General features: G+C 57.6%; 13 protein-coding genes. 3 read left to right on the plus strand and 10 right to left on the minus strand.

Annotation, left to right across the window (positions count from 1 at the left end; genetic code table 11):
• The first annotated feature begins 452 nt into the window (after positions 1-452).
• Entirely contained in the window at positions 453-2,039 is a 1,587-nt protein-coding gene (gene nadB / locus ACG9DO_RS04160) for an L-aspartate oxidase (RefSeq protein ID WP_394730467.1), read from the plus strand.
• 91 nt (positions 2,040-2,130) lie between these two features.
• On the opposite strand, the gene virB11 is transcribed toward nadB, so the two are convergent.
• From virB11 to ACG9DO_RS04205, 9 genes are all read right to left on the minus strand, one after another.
• Positions 2,131-3,144, minus strand: coding sequence for a P-type DNA transfer ATPase VirB11 (virB11, locus tag ACG9DO_RS04165; RefSeq protein ID WP_394730468.1), 1,014 nt, complete (start codon positions 3,142-3,144; stop codon positions 2,131-2,133).
• A 16-nt stretch (positions 3,145-3,160) separates the two neighbouring features.
• The gene (locus ACG9DO_RS04170; RefSeq protein ID WP_394730469.1) at positions 3,161-4,288 is read right to left on the minus strand and encodes a TrbI/VirB10 family protein; all 1,128 of its coding nucleotides are present in this window, start codon (positions 4,286-4,288) and stop codon (positions 3,161-3,163) included.
• A gap of 11 nt (positions 4,289-4,299) precedes the next feature.
• Positions 4,300-5,100 carry a TrbG/VirB9 family P-type conjugative transfer protein gene (locus ACG9DO_RS04175; RefSeq protein ID WP_394730470.1) on the minus strand — a complete coding sequence of 267 codons (801 nt, stop codon included), beginning with the start codon at positions 5,098-5,100 and terminating at the stop codon, positions 4,300-4,302.
• Positions 5,097-6,266, minus strand: a complete 1,170-nt coding sequence (locus ACG9DO_RS04180) for a type IV secretion system protein (RefSeq protein WP_394730471.1) — start codon at positions 6,264-6,266, stop codon at positions 5,097-5,099. The genes ACG9DO_RS04175 and ACG9DO_RS04180 overlap by 4 nt, the downstream gene beginning before the upstream one ends.
• Positions 6,263-8,707 carry a VirB4 family type IV secretion/conjugal transfer ATPase gene (locus tag ACG9DO_RS04185; RefSeq protein ID WP_394730472.1) on the minus strand — a complete coding sequence of 815 codons (2,445 nt, stop codon included), beginning with the start codon at positions 8,705-8,707 and terminating at the stop codon, positions 6,263-6,265. Before ACG9DO_RS04185 ends, ACG9DO_RS04180 begins: the two co-directional genes overlap by 4 nt.
• An 18-nt stretch (positions 8,708-8,725) precedes the next feature.
• A complete protein-coding gene (locus ACG9DO_RS04190; RefSeq protein WP_394730473.1) occupies positions 8,726-9,010 on the minus strand; it encodes a type IV secretion system protein VirB3 in 285 nt (94 codons plus the stop codon).
• Between the two features lie 4 nt (positions 9,011-9,014).
• Positions 9,015-9,275: a TrbC/VirB2 family protein gene (locus tag ACG9DO_RS04195; protein WP_394731191.1), complete on the minus strand. Its 261-nt coding sequence runs from the start codon at positions 9,273-9,275 to the stop codon at positions 9,015-9,017.
• Between the two features lie 28 nt (positions 9,276-9,303).
• Positions 9,304-9,978 (minus strand): lytic transglycosylase domain-containing protein, encoded by a 675-nt coding sequence (locus ACG9DO_RS04200; RefSeq protein ID WP_394730474.1) that lies wholly within the window; start codon positions 9,976-9,978, stop codon positions 9,304-9,306.
• 86 nt (positions 9,979-10,064) lie between these two features.
• Positions 10,065-10,445 carry a hypothetical protein gene (locus tag ACG9DO_RS04205; RefSeq protein WP_394730475.1) on the minus strand — a complete coding sequence of 127 codons (381 nt, stop codon included), beginning with the start codon at positions 10,443-10,445 and terminating at the stop codon, positions 10,065-10,067.
• Between the two features lie 250 nt (positions 10,446-10,695).
• Between ACG9DO_RS04205 and ACG9DO_RS04210 the strand changes: the two genes are divergently transcribed.
• Together ACG9DO_RS04210 and ACG9DO_RS04215 are read left to right on the plus strand one after the other, a co-directional pair.
• Positions 10,696-12,264: a hypothetical protein gene (locus ACG9DO_RS04210; RefSeq protein WP_394730476.1), complete on the plus strand. Its 1,569-nt coding sequence runs from the start codon at positions 10,696-10,698 to the stop codon at positions 12,262-12,264.
• A 113-nt stretch (positions 12,265-12,377) separates the two neighbouring features.
• Positions 12,378-15,068 carry a TonB-dependent receptor domain-containing protein gene (locus tag ACG9DO_RS04215; RefSeq protein WP_394731193.1) on the plus strand — a complete coding sequence of 897 codons (2,691 nt, stop codon included), beginning with the start codon at positions 12,378-12,380 and terminating at the stop codon, positions 15,066-15,068.
• A gap of 18 nt (positions 15,069-15,086) precedes the next feature.
• Here the strand turns inward: ACG9DO_RS04215 and ACG9DO_RS04220 are convergent, their stop codons facing one another.
• Complete coding sequence (locus ACG9DO_RS04220; RefSeq protein ID WP_394730477.1) at positions 15,087-15,758, minus strand: response regulator transcription factor; 672 nt, start codon at positions 15,756-15,758, stop codon at positions 15,087-15,089.
• Positions 15,759-15,854: the final 96 nt, after the last annotated feature.

The following is a 15,854-nucleotide window of genomic DNA, read 5'->3' on the forward strand; positions in this document are numbered from 1 at the left end:
CATGGGGCGAAGTCTCACTGAGGCATTTACTGGGATCAGACCGGCGCCGGGAACGGCGGGTTCGCTCAAACGCAGAGGTGAAGCCTGTGCCTTCGTCCGAAGGTGCGCCTGTGGCAGAATCGCGCCACTTGCCGTGATCGAACCGCACGATGGTTGCTCCGCAATGTCGACAGGTCCCGCGATAGGTTTCCCCATCCCATCCGATCCGGTGCGGAGTCGGGGCATGAGAGTTGGTGCGACAACGCATCCTATGCCATAGCTTCATTTTGCCCCCCTGCAGCAATGCTGGCAGTTACGCAAAGGCAACCCAATTCGCGCAGCCGGGTCCAATTACATCTCTGTAAATAAAAGCGAAGATTTGGCCACCGGTCAATCGCGCAACACCCATCACCCAGGCTTGACGAGCGACACTTTGCTTGCTCCTTCGGCGCTCTGCCGCCATGAGGCGAAGCATGACTGGCACGACTCACGATGTCCTGATTATCGGTTCCGGTGCGGCCGGGCTGACCGCCGCGCTTGCGCTTGCAGAGCACAAGCGGGTGCTGGTTCTCGCCAAGGGCTCATTGACCGGTGGCTCGACCGCCTGGGCGCAAGGCGGGATTGCCGCGGTGCTCGACGCGGGCGACACCTTCGAGAACCATGTGCGCGACACCATGGTCGCCGGCGCTGGCCTCAACCGGCGCGAGACTGTCGAGTTCGTGATCGAGAACGCGCCCGCTTCGATCGATCGGCTGGTTGAGCTGGGAGTGCCGTTCAACACCGAAGGCGAGAATCTCCACCTGACGCGTGAAGGCGGGCACTCGCATCGCCGGATCGTCCACGTCAACGATGCGACCGGCTGGGCGGTGCAGGAAGCGCTGCTCAAGGCAGCAGAGGCGAACCCCAACATCACCATGCTGCCGGGGCGCACTTGCATTGATTTCATCACCGGGCGGCACCGAGAAAAGTTCTCCGCAGAAGGTCGCGTTTGGGGCGCTTATGCGCTCAACGAGGCAACCGGGCAGGTCGAGCGCCATGTGGCCAAGGCGACTATCCTTGCAGCGGGCGGGGCGGGCCGGTGCTACCTGTTTTCAACCGCACCGCGCGGCGCGACAGGTGACGGGATCGCGATGGCGTGGCGTGCGGGCGCGCGCGTTGCGAACATGGAAATGATGCAGTTCCATCCGACCTGCCTTTACAATCTGGAGGTCAAGAACTTCCTCATCACAGAGGCCGTCCGGGGCGAAGGCGGGCATCTGCTGCATCCGGAAACCGGCCATCGCTACATGACCGATTATGATCCGGAGCGGATGGAGCTTGCCCCGCGCGATATCGTGGCGCGCGCGAATGACGACCAGATCAAGCGCTATGGCCTCGACTATGTCCATCTCGACATCAGCCACCAGCCGCCCGAGTTCGTGAAAGAGCATTTTCCGAACATTTACGACAAGCTGATCGGGCTCGGCATCGACATGACGAAGCAGCCTATCCCGGTCGTGCCGGCACAGCACTATACCTGCGGCGGCGTGCTGATCGGGCTTGACGCGCGCACGGACCTGCCGGGCCTGTGGGCGGCGGGTGAATGCACAGAAAGCGGGCTCCACGGCGCGAACCGACTCGCCTCCAATTCTCTGCTGGAATGCTTTGTATTTGGCGAAGCAGCGGCGAAAGACATCTTGGAAAGCTGGGGCGCACTGCCTGAGGTGCCCTCCATCCGCGAATGGGACGAAAGCCGCGTGACCGATTCCGATGAGGAAGTCGTCATCAAGCAGAACTGGACGGAAATCCGCCGCTTCATGTGGAACTATGTCGGCATCGTGCGCACGACCAAGCGGCTGGAACGTGCCGCGAACCGGATCGCGCTGCTTAAGCAGGAGGTTGAGGACTATTACGGCAGCTTCCGCGTCACCACCGACCTCATCGAGCTGCGTAATCTTCTGCAGGCGGCAGAGCTGATCGTGAAGTCTGCGCTCGCCCGGCACGAAAGCCGCGGGCTGCATTACACGCTCGATTATCCGGAGACCGATAGCGTGGCGCGGGACACGGTGCTAATGCCCTGACGCGAGGCAATCGCGACCGGTTTCAGCGACTGCCACGCGGGTACTGAATGTCTCAAAGTGGGGTGGAAAGCTGACATCAAAGTTCAGACACTCAATAATGGTTCTGACGAAGGGTCGATTTGGTTTCGACAATAGATGAGATTCCTCTGTTTCCATCGCCGCCGCGTCCCAGCTGCACGATCACATCAATCACGCTTTTCGCATAAGCAATTGTGTCATGGCGGGTCAGGCCAATTCCAGTCTGCATAACCATGAGGGAAAGTTGCTCAAGAGCGCCCTGTGCGGTGTTTGCATGGATCGTAGAGAAGCTGCCCGGGTGACCTGTGTTTATTGCACGCAGGAAACTCACGCTCTCGGACCCTCGCAATTCGCCAAGGACGATCCGGTCTGGACGCAACCGCAACGCAGCCTGCAAGAGCGTATCTGCGGACACTTTCGCCTCGCCCGTCTCTCCTTTGACTGCGACCAGGCCCACCCCGTTTTCTCCGGGAAGTTTCAGCTCCGGCGTATCCTCAACAAGCACGACCCGTTGGTATTTGGGAATCTCTCGCAGCATGGCGTTGAGGAATGTGGTTTTGCCGCTGCTGGTTCCGCCAGATATCAGGATCGTCTTGCGCTGTCGGATCGCTTCGCGCAGAAAAGGAACAGGTTCGTTCTGCGCGTCAGCGGCCACAGACGCTGAGAAACTCTTCAAGGGGCCAACGTCATAAGCGTCGAGGCTCAAGTTCAGCCGCCTGTGACGCCTTATGGCCATTGCCCAATGCTTGCGCGTCGCTGGTGGTCCACAAAACTGCACGCGCGCACCATCGGGTAAAGTGGCACCGAGTAAGGGGTGCTCCCGGTTGATCCCCTGATGGCTTACCCGAGCGACTTGTTCTGCAAGCCGTTGGATCAAGAGATCATTGATCTGTTCCGCTGCAAAGCGTTGCATACCGCTTGATCGGGAGTCCTCGACCCATACTTCACCTGGCCGATTCACTAGAATTTCCGTAACCGTATCCCGATCCAGCCATTGCCTGAATGGGGCAAGATAAGCATCGAGATATGCGCTGTTAGCATGCTGGTCTTTGCCGCTTGCTAGTAAAGGCTGAATATCTGCTGACATGCCAAAAGCGGACCCGTTACCTGCCGCTGACCGCGGAAAAGTCCAGATCGCGCGCGGTGAATACACGGATCGGTTCCCCCATACGCACGCGCACCGTTGGACCAATCTGCCCATCCTGCTGGACGGCAGCCGCAGCCGCAGACTGCCCCGCCCCGCCGATCACGACCGAAGCCCCTCCCGATGCTACTGCACCCAGGCCGCCAACGACTGAGAGGAGCAAAGACGAACCAAACCGCTTGAAGAAATTGGATTTGACTTCGCCCTTTAGTCCGGTTGTGCCATCGAACCCGATCGCAGGAGAGGCAAGATTAACCGAAGCTCCATCAGGTCGGATCAGACGAGTCCAGATCACATAGGCCCGTTTCTGACCCCCCTGAAGGCCGCTCTGATACTGGCCAATCAATCGACTTGAGCGCGGAACAAGTATCGCAGTGCCATCGAAGCTGCGCACGTCCTGACTTACAACTGCACGCACATAACCAGGTACGTCTGTGTCGATCGCAGTTTCAAGAATGGCAGGAATGAGGGTGCCCTGAGTGACTGTCGTAGACGGATTTGTCATGGGGCTGGCTTGTGCGGGCGCTCCGCCAATGCCGCCAATCCGGCTAGCAAACTGTGCAGCAGCACTACCAGCCCCTTCGACGACTGAGCCGTTCGGAGCAGGAACACCTTCGACTGGTTGAGTCAGCGGGACCGGACTAGCGCTGGCATCGAAAACCACGGTCGGGCTGGCATACGGATTGGCCGCAGGCGCAAGACCAGTCCCAGCGCCCGGCGCAGGTGCTAGAGCTGGTGCTGTTCCGGATTCAACCTCAGGCTCTGGAACTGGCTGTAGCGGAACCTGAGCGGCCTGTTCTGACACCGCGGCCGGTGCAGTCCCGCCACGTTCGAGATCGGGATTTCCAATACCTTCCGGCTCCGCAATGCGGGCCGAATTCATGCTCCAGAGAGTGATAGCACCTAGCAATGCGACCACCGCGATGCCTGCGCCGAGCCCGAGTCCATCGGATTTGCCGCGGCTGTGTGCGACGGCGGGATAGCGTGTACGACTGGCCAAATCGATGATTTCGGCGCTGGTCGTTTCACGAGGATCAACGTTAGGGGCTTGGGCAGACCGATCGGAGGATTTCGAAGAGTGTCTCATGGCCAGACGCATCATTCAGCCTCCTGTCCTGACTGCAACAATTGAGCCAGTGCTGCCTGCGGTTTGGCCGCTTGAAAGGGCTTTCGAGGGCCTTGATGGATCAGCATTGCCCGCTCTTTTCCAGACCGCAGAATGATTTTTGCAGGCACACCTTCAACTACCACTGTGTCGCCGCGTACGGTGAAATTGACAGGCCCTTCGGTTCCATCCTGATCAACGATCAGGATTGCTGGCACTGCTGCGCCTTCTGTCCACATCAGGAAGGTCGCCTCTCCATCATCATATGCGCGAGTAGGGAGCAGAGATTCGTCTCCACTTGTATCCCATGCAAAATTGAGAGCCGTTGGATCGATCACTGCGTAGGGGTCGCTTGCAGCAGCGAGTTCCTCTGGCGAGGCGTCGGGTTGCGAAATCGGCGGGGATAAATGCGCCACAGCGGCTTCTTCTTCGGGATAGGAGAAACTGACGACATAAACCGGTTTGCTGCGGGGGCTGGCCACCAGATCGAACAAATAGGTCCGCTGGCTTGTCACCACAGTCATGTTCGTCGCGGCCGATGCCTGAAGCGGTTTCACAAACAGCAGATTGGCGCGTTTGTTTGGAGTAACCTGCCAGGCCTGGCTATCTCCGATCGCCACGTTCTCGATCTGCTCGTCATCAGCAAAACGGATCGTAGCCTGCACTTTCGCCTTGCCGTCGACCCGGACGATCTGTGCCTGGTCGTAGACGTGTTCGACGAGTCGCGGGTCATCGGCCAATGCGGGCGCTGCAAGACTGGCGAGGGAAAGCGCTGCAATGCTAGCGCGGATCATGATGCAATCTCCGGTTTGATCTGAGCACTTTTGCGAGGGCTGCGAAATTGACTTCCAATGCCGCGCGTACGCGAAGGTGAGGAAGCAGTGGTGGAAGCAGAAGATTCGGCCGAAGCGGTTGCAAATGCCCTTGCAGAACGCGACGTTCCTGAATTGCTATCGGTATCGTTTGCCGGGCGGTGCGTTCGCTCGGCACTGATGTCGATCCGTCTGCTGCCTTGAAATTTCTGGCCCTGGCTATCTTGGCGTTGGCTCGCCAAGCGTTGCTCCATCAACCGTCCGCTGCTTGCATCACTGGGGATGGGCAACTGGTCTACTGCGGCCAAGCCGAAGACCTGCCAACCAGCAACCATGGCGCTGGCCACTTTCAGGACCATTGCCATCAGAGCGCAATGGACTGCTCCGATCAGGAAGAACGCCATCGCAGCTTGTGGATCAACCTGATTAGGCACAGCGGCCAGTGCGGCAAGAACCGGCACAGCAAGCTCAAGCATGATGGAGCCACCGAGCACTGCAAACAGCGGCACAAGAGCAAGCATGACCACGCCTTTGAGCCAGCCAGCAAAGAGCCCTCGGGTCGGATTGAACAAAGCCATGACAACAAAGATCGGGCCTAAAGCGACGAGGAGCGCGAGGCCGATTTTGGCGGTAACAAGCAGTCCAACCGTACCAAGGAGAAGGAGCAGCGCTCCAAGCCACATCATACCCGGTGGAGAGAAGGTGGAGAAGTTCTGGTCACCTGCTGTCGTTTGCTGCACAGCGGCAAATACGACATCCAGCTTGGCTCCAAAACTTTGTGTCGCAGAGCCTTCCGATCCAAGCAGCAGCCCCGCAAGCCAGTCAGGCGCGCCAATCGCAAGGTTCCAGACGACACTCTGATAGGCCACCCAGCTAGTCGCAAAAGTCAGCACAAGCCCCAAAGTGATCATACGGGGCATCAAGGCCCGCACGTCGAGGCTGGAGCGTCCAAGAAGCAAAGCAATCGCGAAGAAAGCGACATAGAGAGTCAGAAGGATTGTCAGAACTGCGCCGAGAGATCCTCCGGGTGCGAACAATCGCCCGAAGGTCTCGGATGTCACCTCGGAGGCCATGCAATCAATAGCGGTAAGCGCGCCGGCGACGCCGCCGCTCAGATTGTCGATTGCGTGATCGCAGGCGGTGCTCATTCGGCGGCCTGCCAAATCGGATAATCATCCAGATCGCCTTCAGCGTTATCGCCCGGCCAGGCCCGGCCAGTCAGGGCCGGATACCAGTCTGCTGGATGGTCACCCACGGATGCGCGCAACAGATCCAGACGACGGACCGCGCTTTCACGACCGGAAAGTATGGTCAGGACTTCAGGCGCGCCTGATAGGTCAAGGCGGACTACCACACTTGCATCGGGCTGCCTCACTAGGAAGCAGCGGCTATGCGCAGGGAGTGACCTAATCAGGTGAAACTCGTGCTCTGTCAGGCCGAAGCCGTCGCAATAGTCCTCGGCCCGAGCGCGGCTGTTCGGCATGAAGATCATGGTCGCAGTCTGTTCAACCAGAGCGGTCGAGATGCGGCTGTCAAGCGCGTCACGCGCGCTTTGCGTTGCGAAACCGACCAAAGCGTTACGCTTCCGCAGTGTTTTCAGCCAGTCGCGAATGCGGGCTGCAAAGACTTCATCGTCGAGCGCCTTCCAGCCTTCATCGATCAGGATCATGGTCGGCTGACCGTCAAGTCGTTCGTCGATGCGGTGGAACAGATACATCATCACCGGCGTGCGAAGCTTGGGATTTTCGAGCAGCGCGGTCATGTCAAAGCCCAGCACGCGATTTTTCAGGTCGAGCAGGTCGCGCTCATTATCGAACAGCCAGCCATGTTCGCCCTGCTGCCCTTCTTGTCCGCCGATCCAGGCTGACAGGCGATCGGCAAGATCACCTGCTTGCGGCCGCCGGGAACCCGACAGCAACTCCCTGAAATGGCGCAGCCTGCGAAGCGAGGGGTCGTTCGCGTAAGCAGCATGAACGGCGGCGTTGATCGTCGCCAGTTCCTCCGGTCCGTCGGCGGCCAGCAGAACAGCAAACCAATCACGCAGGAATGCGCGGTTGGCCGGGGTATCCGGCAACGCCAAAGGATTGAATCCAGTAGGCTCGCCGGGCGCTATGCGGTCATAACGACCGCCAATCCCGCGAATGAACAGTTCTGCGCCGCGGTCCTTGTCGAACAGGATCGTGCGCGGCGAGAACTTCTGTGCCTGTGCGGCGAGGAAGTTCATCACAACCGTCTTGCCTGAACCGGATGGACCAATGATAGAGAAATTGCCCAGATCACCGTGATGAAAGTTGAAGAAGAATGGCGTTGCACTGGTCGTTTGCAGCAGAGTGACCGCTTCGCCCCAATGGTTTCCTTTCGCTTCGCCAAGCGCGAAGCCGTGCAGACTGCCGAAACTTGCCATGTTGGCGCTGGAGATCAGAGCTCGGCGCACGGCATATTTCTCGTTGCCGGGGAACTGCGCCCAAAATGCAGGCTCGAGATTGGTATCTTCCCGTACAGCAATGGCACCAGTATCTGCCAACGCGGCTGAGCATGAAGCCATTGCGTCATCGAGGCGGGCAAGTGTGCTCGCGCGTACCTGGATTGTCAGGTGATGGTCGCCAAATCCCACTGCGCCATTGCCAAGTGCGTCTCGGGCAGACAGCATATCGGCCCGCTCAGCGGCAGCTTCTTCGTCCACCGAACGCAAGCGTCGCAAGGCTAGATCTATCCGCTCTTTTGCGGTCGTTCGTTCGGCAGGAGCATAGCTTTCTGTGACAATCATCTCGAACGGCAGCCGTAACAGCGCGTCAAGCAAACCCGGCGATGTCGCTTCGGGATATTCTTTCAGGCCAAGGATGCCCGAAAATTCTGGCATTCCCGATCCGCGTGTCTCCATGGCGTCGAGTCCGAAGCTTGTCCGCCTGTATGGCAGCAAATATCCAATATCGGTGTCATCTGACGGTCGCCGGACGGGGCGCATCTCGCCATTGTAGAGCGCAGACAAGAGCTCCAGTATCTCGGAATTTGTCTTGCCGCTCTCAGGCGAAGTATACTCGGCAAGCGCTGCTGCTCCGTAGGCTTGCAATGACGCAGTTACCCCGGTCACTGCGGATTTGAGCGCTCGCACGTCTCTGGGATCGGCTAAAGTCGGACCCGCTGATCTGCGATTCCACAGCTTTGCTGCCCTTTCGGCCAGCCCCGCCTTGCCGCGCGCTGGCCTGCGGATCAGCGTGATGAACTGATCGTTCACGAACAGCGAGCCGCCCGCGAGGCGTTCTTTCCAGTGTTGGTCGATATGCCTGCTCAGCGGCTCCTCGAATTCGGCCTCGAGTTCCACTTCCACCCGTCGGCGGATGACGTGATGGTACAGCACAAACCGCGAATCTAGCGTTGAGCGCAGCATGACTTCGCGCGCAGCCGCATGAGCATTGAGAGCATCGCTGTCTTCAGTCTCGAATAGCAAGCCCGGTACTTGGATTGAGCTCATGACGCTGCCATCGCGCAGCAGCACTGTGCTGTCGTCGATCAGGTGAAGATAGGGCAGGCGATCTCCTGCACGTGCCTCTTTCGCACTCCAGGCAGCGGGGCCAATCCACTTGGTCATAAGGTTCTACCTTCCAGCTCAGGGCGCATAACTGTTGCAACCCCAACGCCTGTAGTTCGGCACCCTCGGGCACATCGAAACCTTGGTGATCCAGAGGTCAAACACCCGCGGTTCGCGCAGACTGACAAAGTAGCCAATGACGTGCGCAATGACCGGCACTGCGATTATCCAGAAGCTCTTGAGCATCAGGAACGCAATCGTGGTCACCATAAGGTTGATGATAAAAAAATTCATAGTGACGCCCGCGAACATTTGCGGCCTGGTCAGCGCACGATGGACCGGATGGCGAACGAGAGCGGTCACAGGATCAGGCAACCGTGTTCTGGATGCCAGCCACGATCGTCGCCGCACCGAACAGGATAAAAACGCCGATGATGACAGTCGCGCCAAAGCGCCAATTCATTCGCCCGGTCAGCATCATGAAGCCAATCGCTGCGACGGCCATCACGGCAATCGCCGTGGCCACATTGCCAAGCAAGGTTCCCTGCAACCAACCAAGAGCTGACACAATTGGCCCGGACCCTTGTGGGTCTGCAGTTTGCTGCGCAAACGCTCGGCTATGCATCATGAACAGAGCAAGGCCGCCAGCGGCTTTGCTAGCGCTGCAAGTAAGCGACTTCATAATAATCTGTTTCCTCATGGTCGAAGAGATCGGCCGGGCTTACGTCGGGATCTTTTGGCGGAGTGAATTGGGTAAGGCGTGCCATGATGGACGCGACATAGTCCTGCGTCTCTCGAATACGCGGCACACCTCGCGCGCGCTCTACGCGCCCGGGTCCCGCATTATATGCAGCCAGCGCCCATTCGAGATTGCCGTCAAACCGATCGAGCTGTTCGCGCAGATAACGCGCACCGCCCTCGAGGTTCTGGACAGGATCATCGGGATCGACCTGCAGGTATCGGGCAGTCGCCGGCATCAGCTGGGCCAAGCCGCGAGCACCCTTTGGAGATACCGCGCCTTGGTTCCAGCGGCTTTCTTGCCAGACCAGCGCCTCTATCAGGGCAGGACTGAGATCGTATCGATGAGAAAGGACGGCGACAATATCGACATATCTTGCCGGAATGGTAGCGCCGTTTGACAGGCTTCCATTGGTTTCGACGCCAACCTGTCCAGGCAAGTGCACAGGCCGTGTCTGTGGTCCGCCGGATTTCCAGAACACATCGCCATTATCGATTTCAATAACATCGGCGCGAGCCGCGTCAGCAAAAGCAGCTGTCAGGCAGAAAGTGGTGGCAGCTGCCCCCAAACGCAGAATCGCACGTGTTCGCATGACGGGGCGAGTGCAACCGGATTTTTACAGGCATGTGACAGGCGTAGAAATAATGGATGATCTGCGCCCTAACGAAGCAAACCCATTTAGTCGGATTCTGCGAGCGCGACTTGTTTGTACGATGCCGGCTGACTTTGCTCCAGCCTCGCCAGCGCGCGCCGTGCCAGAACTCGAGAGTCTACCCAGTCGCCAATCGCCGTTTCAACCAATTGGCGATCTTCCGCGTAAAGCGCGGCTCTGAACAAGGCTTTGGCTTCGTCGATATTGCCTTCCCTGGCATAGGCGACCCCCAGATTGATCAAGCGCGACGGATCATCACTGTCGAGCTCTGGGCTAGATTCCAACATAACAATTGCTGCGGCATTTTCGCCAGACGACATCTGTTCATAAGCCACATCGACCTGCTCAACTGCCACGGACGGGCCTTGAGCGAAGATTGCGACCAGCAGGGCTGAGGTGAGCGTCATTTCTACATCTCCCAAGACTTCTTATTGATGGAAGAAAACCCCAAGCAGCCCCGAAGTGCAATAAAAATGTCATAGAGTCACAAATCTGTCATAAATGATGATGTGTCAAAAAAGCGTCATATAACAGTCGCTTTACGGTCACCTCATTCTTCGTATTCCTGCAAACAAACTGTCACGCAGCGCTCCTAATCCCCACTTCGGCGTCGATTCGCGTCGAAAGAATTTTCAGCCTTTGAAGGGGGCCACACTCGTGACCAGAAATCGCATTGCACTTGCTATCTGCTGTAGCACGCTCGCTCTTTCCGCATGTGGAGGAGACGAAATCGTCTCGCCGGGTACCAGTGGTGACATTATAATCAACAACCCTGGCGGCGGCGGCGGTGGCGGCGGCGGTGGCGGCAGCGGAGGAACTGTCACTCCGGCTTCTGGCTGCCCGACCATCAACGCAACTGGCGGTCTCACTGATGGGGGCACGATCACTGGCCCGACCGGCGAATATCGTATCTGCCAATTGCCCGCCTTGATCGATGCAGACACGACGCTGCCCTATATAAGCGGTCTGCTGTATTCTCTGAACGGCCAAGTCGATATCGGAACTGATCGCGGTCCCACCAGCACAGGCTCTTCGGTTGAGCTCACGATCGAGCCCGGCGTCATCGTCTATGGCGCCACGGGCCGCTCATTCCTGGTTGCCAATCGCGGTAACCAACTGATCGCTTCAGGCACCGCTGACCGCCCAATTGTATTCACCAGCCGAGACAATGTGCTTGGCCTAAGCACAGACAACTCAATCGGACAGTGGGGCGGAGTTGTTCTGCTAGGGCGTGCTCCAGTGTCTGACTGCCGTACCGGTGTCTTCAACAACAACGGTCAGAACAGCGACGGATCGGGCGCGTTCAACCAGGCGAATTGCGAACAGGAACTGGAAGGTACGAACACGACCACACTGTTCGGTGGCACCAACCCTGCCGACAGCTCTGGCCGTCTCGAATATGTCCAGATCCGCTACTCGGGCTTCAGCCTGGCACCCGGCAACGAGCTTCAGTCGCTAACGACTGGCGGGGTCGGTTCGGGCACGGTGCTCAACCACTTCATGTCATTCAACAGCTCAGACGATGGAATGGAATTCTTCGGCGGCACAGTAAACATGAAGTATGTTGTCGCGGTTGGCGCCGATGATGATTCATTTGATGTGGATACCGGTGCGCAAGCCAATCTGCAGTATGTCATTGGTGCGCAGCGAAGCGGTGGCGGCGACAATCTGATTGAACTGGACTCGCCAGACGGAGACTATGACACCCGTGCCTTGCCGCGGACGGTGTTCCAGATGAGCAATTTCACCTTCATCGAAGCGAGCACGGCAAACTCGCAGGCAGTCCGCGCTCGCGGAGGGGCGAAGTTGACACTTGTAAATGGCGTCATCGAAACAGCGAACGAGACATGTATTCGGATTGACGAAGCGGTCACCTTGGCCGCTGATCCGGACTTCAACTCGATTATTGCTGATTGCGATGGTGCTGCGCCGTTCCGCGGAGATGCGGGCGTCGCAACTCCAGACGTCAAAGCACAGTGGGACGCTGGCTCGAACAATAACGAGGCGGTCGCAATCACTCTGACGAACTTGTTCTTCAGCAATACTGTTCCTGCCTTTGATGTGAGTACGCTCGTTACTTCGCCATCCTCGTTCTTCGACCAGGTCGACTACATTGGCGCAGTCTCCAGCGGTACCGACACCTGGTACCGTAACTGGACCTGCAATTCTGCGACGCTCAACTTTGGCAGCAGCACTGGCGCCTGTACGAGCCTGCCAGTCTACTGATCGAAAACAATATGAAGGGGCTTTGGCGCGAGACATCGGCCAAAGCCCCTTCCTGCCATTCACGCGCAGCAATGCTGGAGCGCGAAATACGGAATGAGGAAGGTTTCATGATTATGTCGACCGGCAAGCGCCTTGCGTGCCTGTTCCTGCTGACCACAGCGCTCACTTTCCCGGTTGTTGCGTCTGCCCAAGATGATGACCAGTCAACTCCTGACTCTGCCGGTGAGCTTGAAGAGGAAGCCCCGATTGAAGAGGATGAAGCAAATGCGCCGGAGATCTCGGTTCCGGGCGGAGCTATCATCGTTACAGGTCGGCGTGTGCGCGATGTAACCCGCGGATCATCGCAGGTTCTTAGCGTCCTTACGTCCGAAGACATCGCCCGGACAGGTGAAGGCGATATTGCAGGTGCCCTGACGCGCGTAACCGGCCTGTCCGTTGTCGGCGATGGCCGCGTATTCGTGCGCGGCCTGGGGGATCGTTACTCCCTTGCTCTGCTCAACGGATTGCCGCTGCCAAGCCCGGAGCCTCTGAGCCGCGTTGTCCCACTCGATATTTTCCCGACCAACGTCGTGGCCAGTTCACTTGTGCAAAAGACCTATTCGCCTAACTATCCCGGCGAATTTGGAGGAGGTGTAATCAACCTGACTACGCGTGCTGTGCCGGAAGAAAGCTTCCTCAAACTGAGCACCAGCATCGGTGGGGATTCGCTTACTGCGTTTGAAGAGGGGCTGACCTACTATGGTTCGGATCTTGATCCGTTTGGCTTTGACAATGGCAACCGTGACATCCCTTCGAACCTCCAGACCTTCTGGAACAGCGGAGAGCGCATCGAAGATACCCCAATCGAAGTGCAGGAAGGGATCGCGGGCCAGATTTTCCCGCTGAACCTGGTTACCCTGCAAAAGGATAACACGCTACCTGCGAACTTCTCTGGTTCAATTACAGGCGGTACATCCTTCGAGATCGGTGATGGGACCTTTCTTGGTGTCCTCGCTACCGCCAGCATCAAAAACAACTGGCGCAACCGCAATGTGCGCTCGCAGCAGGCCACAACCGATCTCTCGACACTTACAGAAGATTTCAAGACCTTCATCACTGACAACAACGTCCTGGTGAACGGGTTGCTGGGCTTTGGCCTCGACTTTGGTGAGAATACCATTCGCTGGACCAATCTCTACATCCGCGACACGCTGAAGACGGCTCGCCTGTCGCAGGGAACCAATTTCGTGCTTGGGGAAACCGGGTTCGATTTCGCAAACCAGAACACCGCTTGGTACGAGCGCCAGCTGATCGACACACAACTCGTGGGCGAGTTCGAATTTGGTGACTTCTCGCTGGACGTGCGCGGCGGCTACGCCCGGACTGACCGTGAGGCGCCTTTTAATGCCACGTTCTCCTACACGCGGACCAATATCCCCGACAGCCCGTTGGGTTCGGAATTCGTGGTCTATCTCAACCGCCAGAGCGACACTGGGCTGACGACGGTTTCGTTCGATGACCTCACGGAGGAATTGTGGTTCGGCAGTATCGACGCGAGTTATCGTTTTTCGGACTTCCTGACTGCGACGATAGGATATGCCTATAGCGACACTGATCGTTATTCGGTGCGCCGCGAATATTCTCCGCGGGCATCGGGCGATGTGCTGGAGGACAGCCTGGTCCCGTTCATTGGCCTGCGGAGACCGGGTGATATCATCAACGGGGCATCGCTTGCCGGGTTTAATGTGCAGCTTGACGAGACCAGTCAGTTTCCGGCGTTTGACGCTGCGCTCACAATTCATGGTGCCTATGCGATGGCACGGGTCAACCCGTTTGACCGTCTCACCATCGACTTTGGAGCGCGTTTTGAAGACGCGGAGCAGACTGTCGAGTTGGATCAGACAATCTTCAACACTCCGATCATTGGCTCGACTTCGACCAATAACGAAGAGGATTACATCCTCCCGGCCATCACTGTGACCTGGGAAGCAACGGACAGCCTGCAGTTGCGGGCCTCTGGCTCCAAGACAATTGCGCGACCACAGTTCCGTGAATTGGTTGAGCAGCTCTATTTCGATCCGGAAAGCAACCGTGCGTTTCGCGGCAACCCGTTTTTGGTCGACAGCGAGCTGACCAACCTGGAAGGCCGCGCGGAGTATTATCCAGGGGGAACTGACCGCGTAAGCATTGCCGGCTTCTACAAGAAGATCGACAAACCGATCGAGGCCTTCATCACGTCCACTGCAGGTAGTCTGCTGACCAGCTTTGCCAATGCGCCAGAGGCGACACTTTATGGCGCCGAAGTGGAGGCGGTCCGTGGGATCGACCTTTACGATTGGGGCGGCTTTTTCGAAACCAAGCGGTTATTGCTGATCGGCAATTACACGTACACGCAGTCAGACATCGCAGTGGCAGAAGGCGACACGACGCTGATACCTGGATCAGGTGTGACAGTAGCGAGCCAGTTGTTCGTTGACGGCGCTCCTTTGACGGGGCAGTCCGATCACCTTGTCAACTTGCAGATAGGCCTCGAAGATACAGAAAAACTGCAGCAGCTCACCTTGCTGCTGAACTATGCGAGCAAGCGCGTAACCAGCCGCGGCTTCCAACGTCCTGACGTAGTCGAAGACCCTGGCCTGACAATCGATTTTGTCGCGCGTTCTGCAATCAATCTGTTCGGGCGTCCGTTTGAAATCGACTTCGAGGTAAGAAACATTTTCGGCCGCGATAACTTCGAATATCAGTCAAATTCGGAGAACCGGATAGAGATCAACAGCTACCGTGTTGGCACGTCGGTCTCTTTCGGGATCTCTACCGAATTTTAGCGAGCAACGCTCGGTTGGCTATGAGTCATAGACATAGCCAACCGAACGGACAGTGCGAAGCGGAAGATTTATATCCGAGCGCTCGAATACGGCGCGCAGACGCCGCACCCAGGCATCGACATTGCGTCCGTCGAAGCTTGCGGAGTCCCGCCCCAGCGCTTCGATCACTTCCGACCGACTGAGCGCGCGGTTTGGATTTTCGACGAAGAAGCGGAGTAGCCGAAATTCATGAGGCGTAAGCTGAACACTCTTGCCGTCCCAGGTTGTTCTCCACGCATCGATGTCCATCAGCAATGGGCCGCGTTCAAGAACTTGATGGGTAAGGGGTACATCTCGCTCGCTCATGAGCGAAAGGACGCGGTCCAGAATTTGTTTGCGGTGCGCCGGTCCGACGAGATAATCATCCGCTCCGGCACGCAACGCGCGACGCTTGTCATCGTCGTCGCATTGTTCAAGCACCATCGTAATATGAGCGCTGGACGTTCGCGGGTCATTTCTGAGCCGTCGGATCATGTCCAGGCCAGAGATTTCTGGCAGAACCCAATCCACGAAAATCCAAACCGGTCCTTCGAACAGAGTCGGCGTCGCGGCTAGCGATAAATGACTGAACCGGAATTCGGCTTTCCCATGGAGGAACGGCGGAAAAGCCTTGATGGAAACATCAGTCGAAAGAATGTGAACGACGTTCATTTCTTGCCCCATTATCAATGAAGCAATGCATGGATTGTATGACGGGATTGTGACTCCAATCAGCGGCTGTCCGGCGTTTCCAAAGTGTCGCAAAGT

This window comes from Altererythrobacter sp. GH1-8 (assembly GCF_043702085.1).
In the GTDB taxonomy this organism is placed as follows: domain Bacteria; phylum Pseudomonadota; class Alphaproteobacteria; order Sphingomonadales; family Sphingomonadaceae; genus Erythrobacter.

Excerpts from the sequence above, each read along its gene's own strand:
- ACG9DO_RS04170 (WP_394730469.1), bottom strand. The coding sequence starts at position 4,288 with ATGAGACACTCTTCGAAATCCTCCGATCGGTCTGCCCAAGCCCCTAAC.
- ACG9DO_RS04215 (WP_394731193.1), top strand. The coding sequence starts at position 12,378 with ATGTCGACCGGCAAGCGCCTTGCGTGCCTGTTCCTGCTGACCACAGCG.
- ACG9DO_RS04205 (WP_394730475.1), bottom strand. The coding sequence starts at position 10,445 with ATGACGCTCACCTCAGCCCTGCTGGTCGCAATCTTCGCTCAAGGCCCG.
- ACG9DO_RS04185 (WP_394730472.1), bottom strand. The coding sequence starts at position 8,707 with ATGACCAAGTGGATTGGCCCCGCTGCCTGGAGTGCGAAAGAGGCACGT.
- nadB (WP_394730467.1), top strand. The coding sequence starts at position 453 with ATGACTGGCACGACTCACGATGTCCTGATTATCGGTTCCGGTGCGGCC.
- ACG9DO_RS04175 (WP_394730470.1), bottom strand. The coding sequence starts at position 5,100 with ATGATCCGCGCTAGCATTGCAGCGCTTTCCCTCGCCAGTCTTGCAGCG.
- ACG9DO_RS04195 (WP_394731191.1), bottom strand. The coding sequence starts at position 9,275 with ATGATGCATAGCCGAGCGTTTGCGCAGCAAACTGCAGACCCACAAGGG.
- ACG9DO_RS04200 (WP_394730474.1), bottom strand. The coding sequence starts at position 9,978 with ATGCGAACACGTGCGATTCTGCGTTTGGGGGCAGCTGCCACCACTTTC.
- ACG9DO_RS04220 (WP_394730477.1), bottom strand. The coding sequence starts at position 15,758 with ATGAACGTCGTTCACATTCTTTCGACTGATGTTTCCATCAAGGCTTTT.
- ACG9DO_RS04180 (WP_394730471.1), bottom strand. The coding sequence starts at position 6,266 with ATGAGCACCGCCTGCGATCACGCAATCGACAATCTGAGCGGCGGCGTC.
- virB11 (WP_394730468.1), bottom strand. The coding sequence starts at position 3,144 with ATGTCAGCAGATATTCAGCCTTTACTAGCAAGCGGCAAAGACCAGCAT.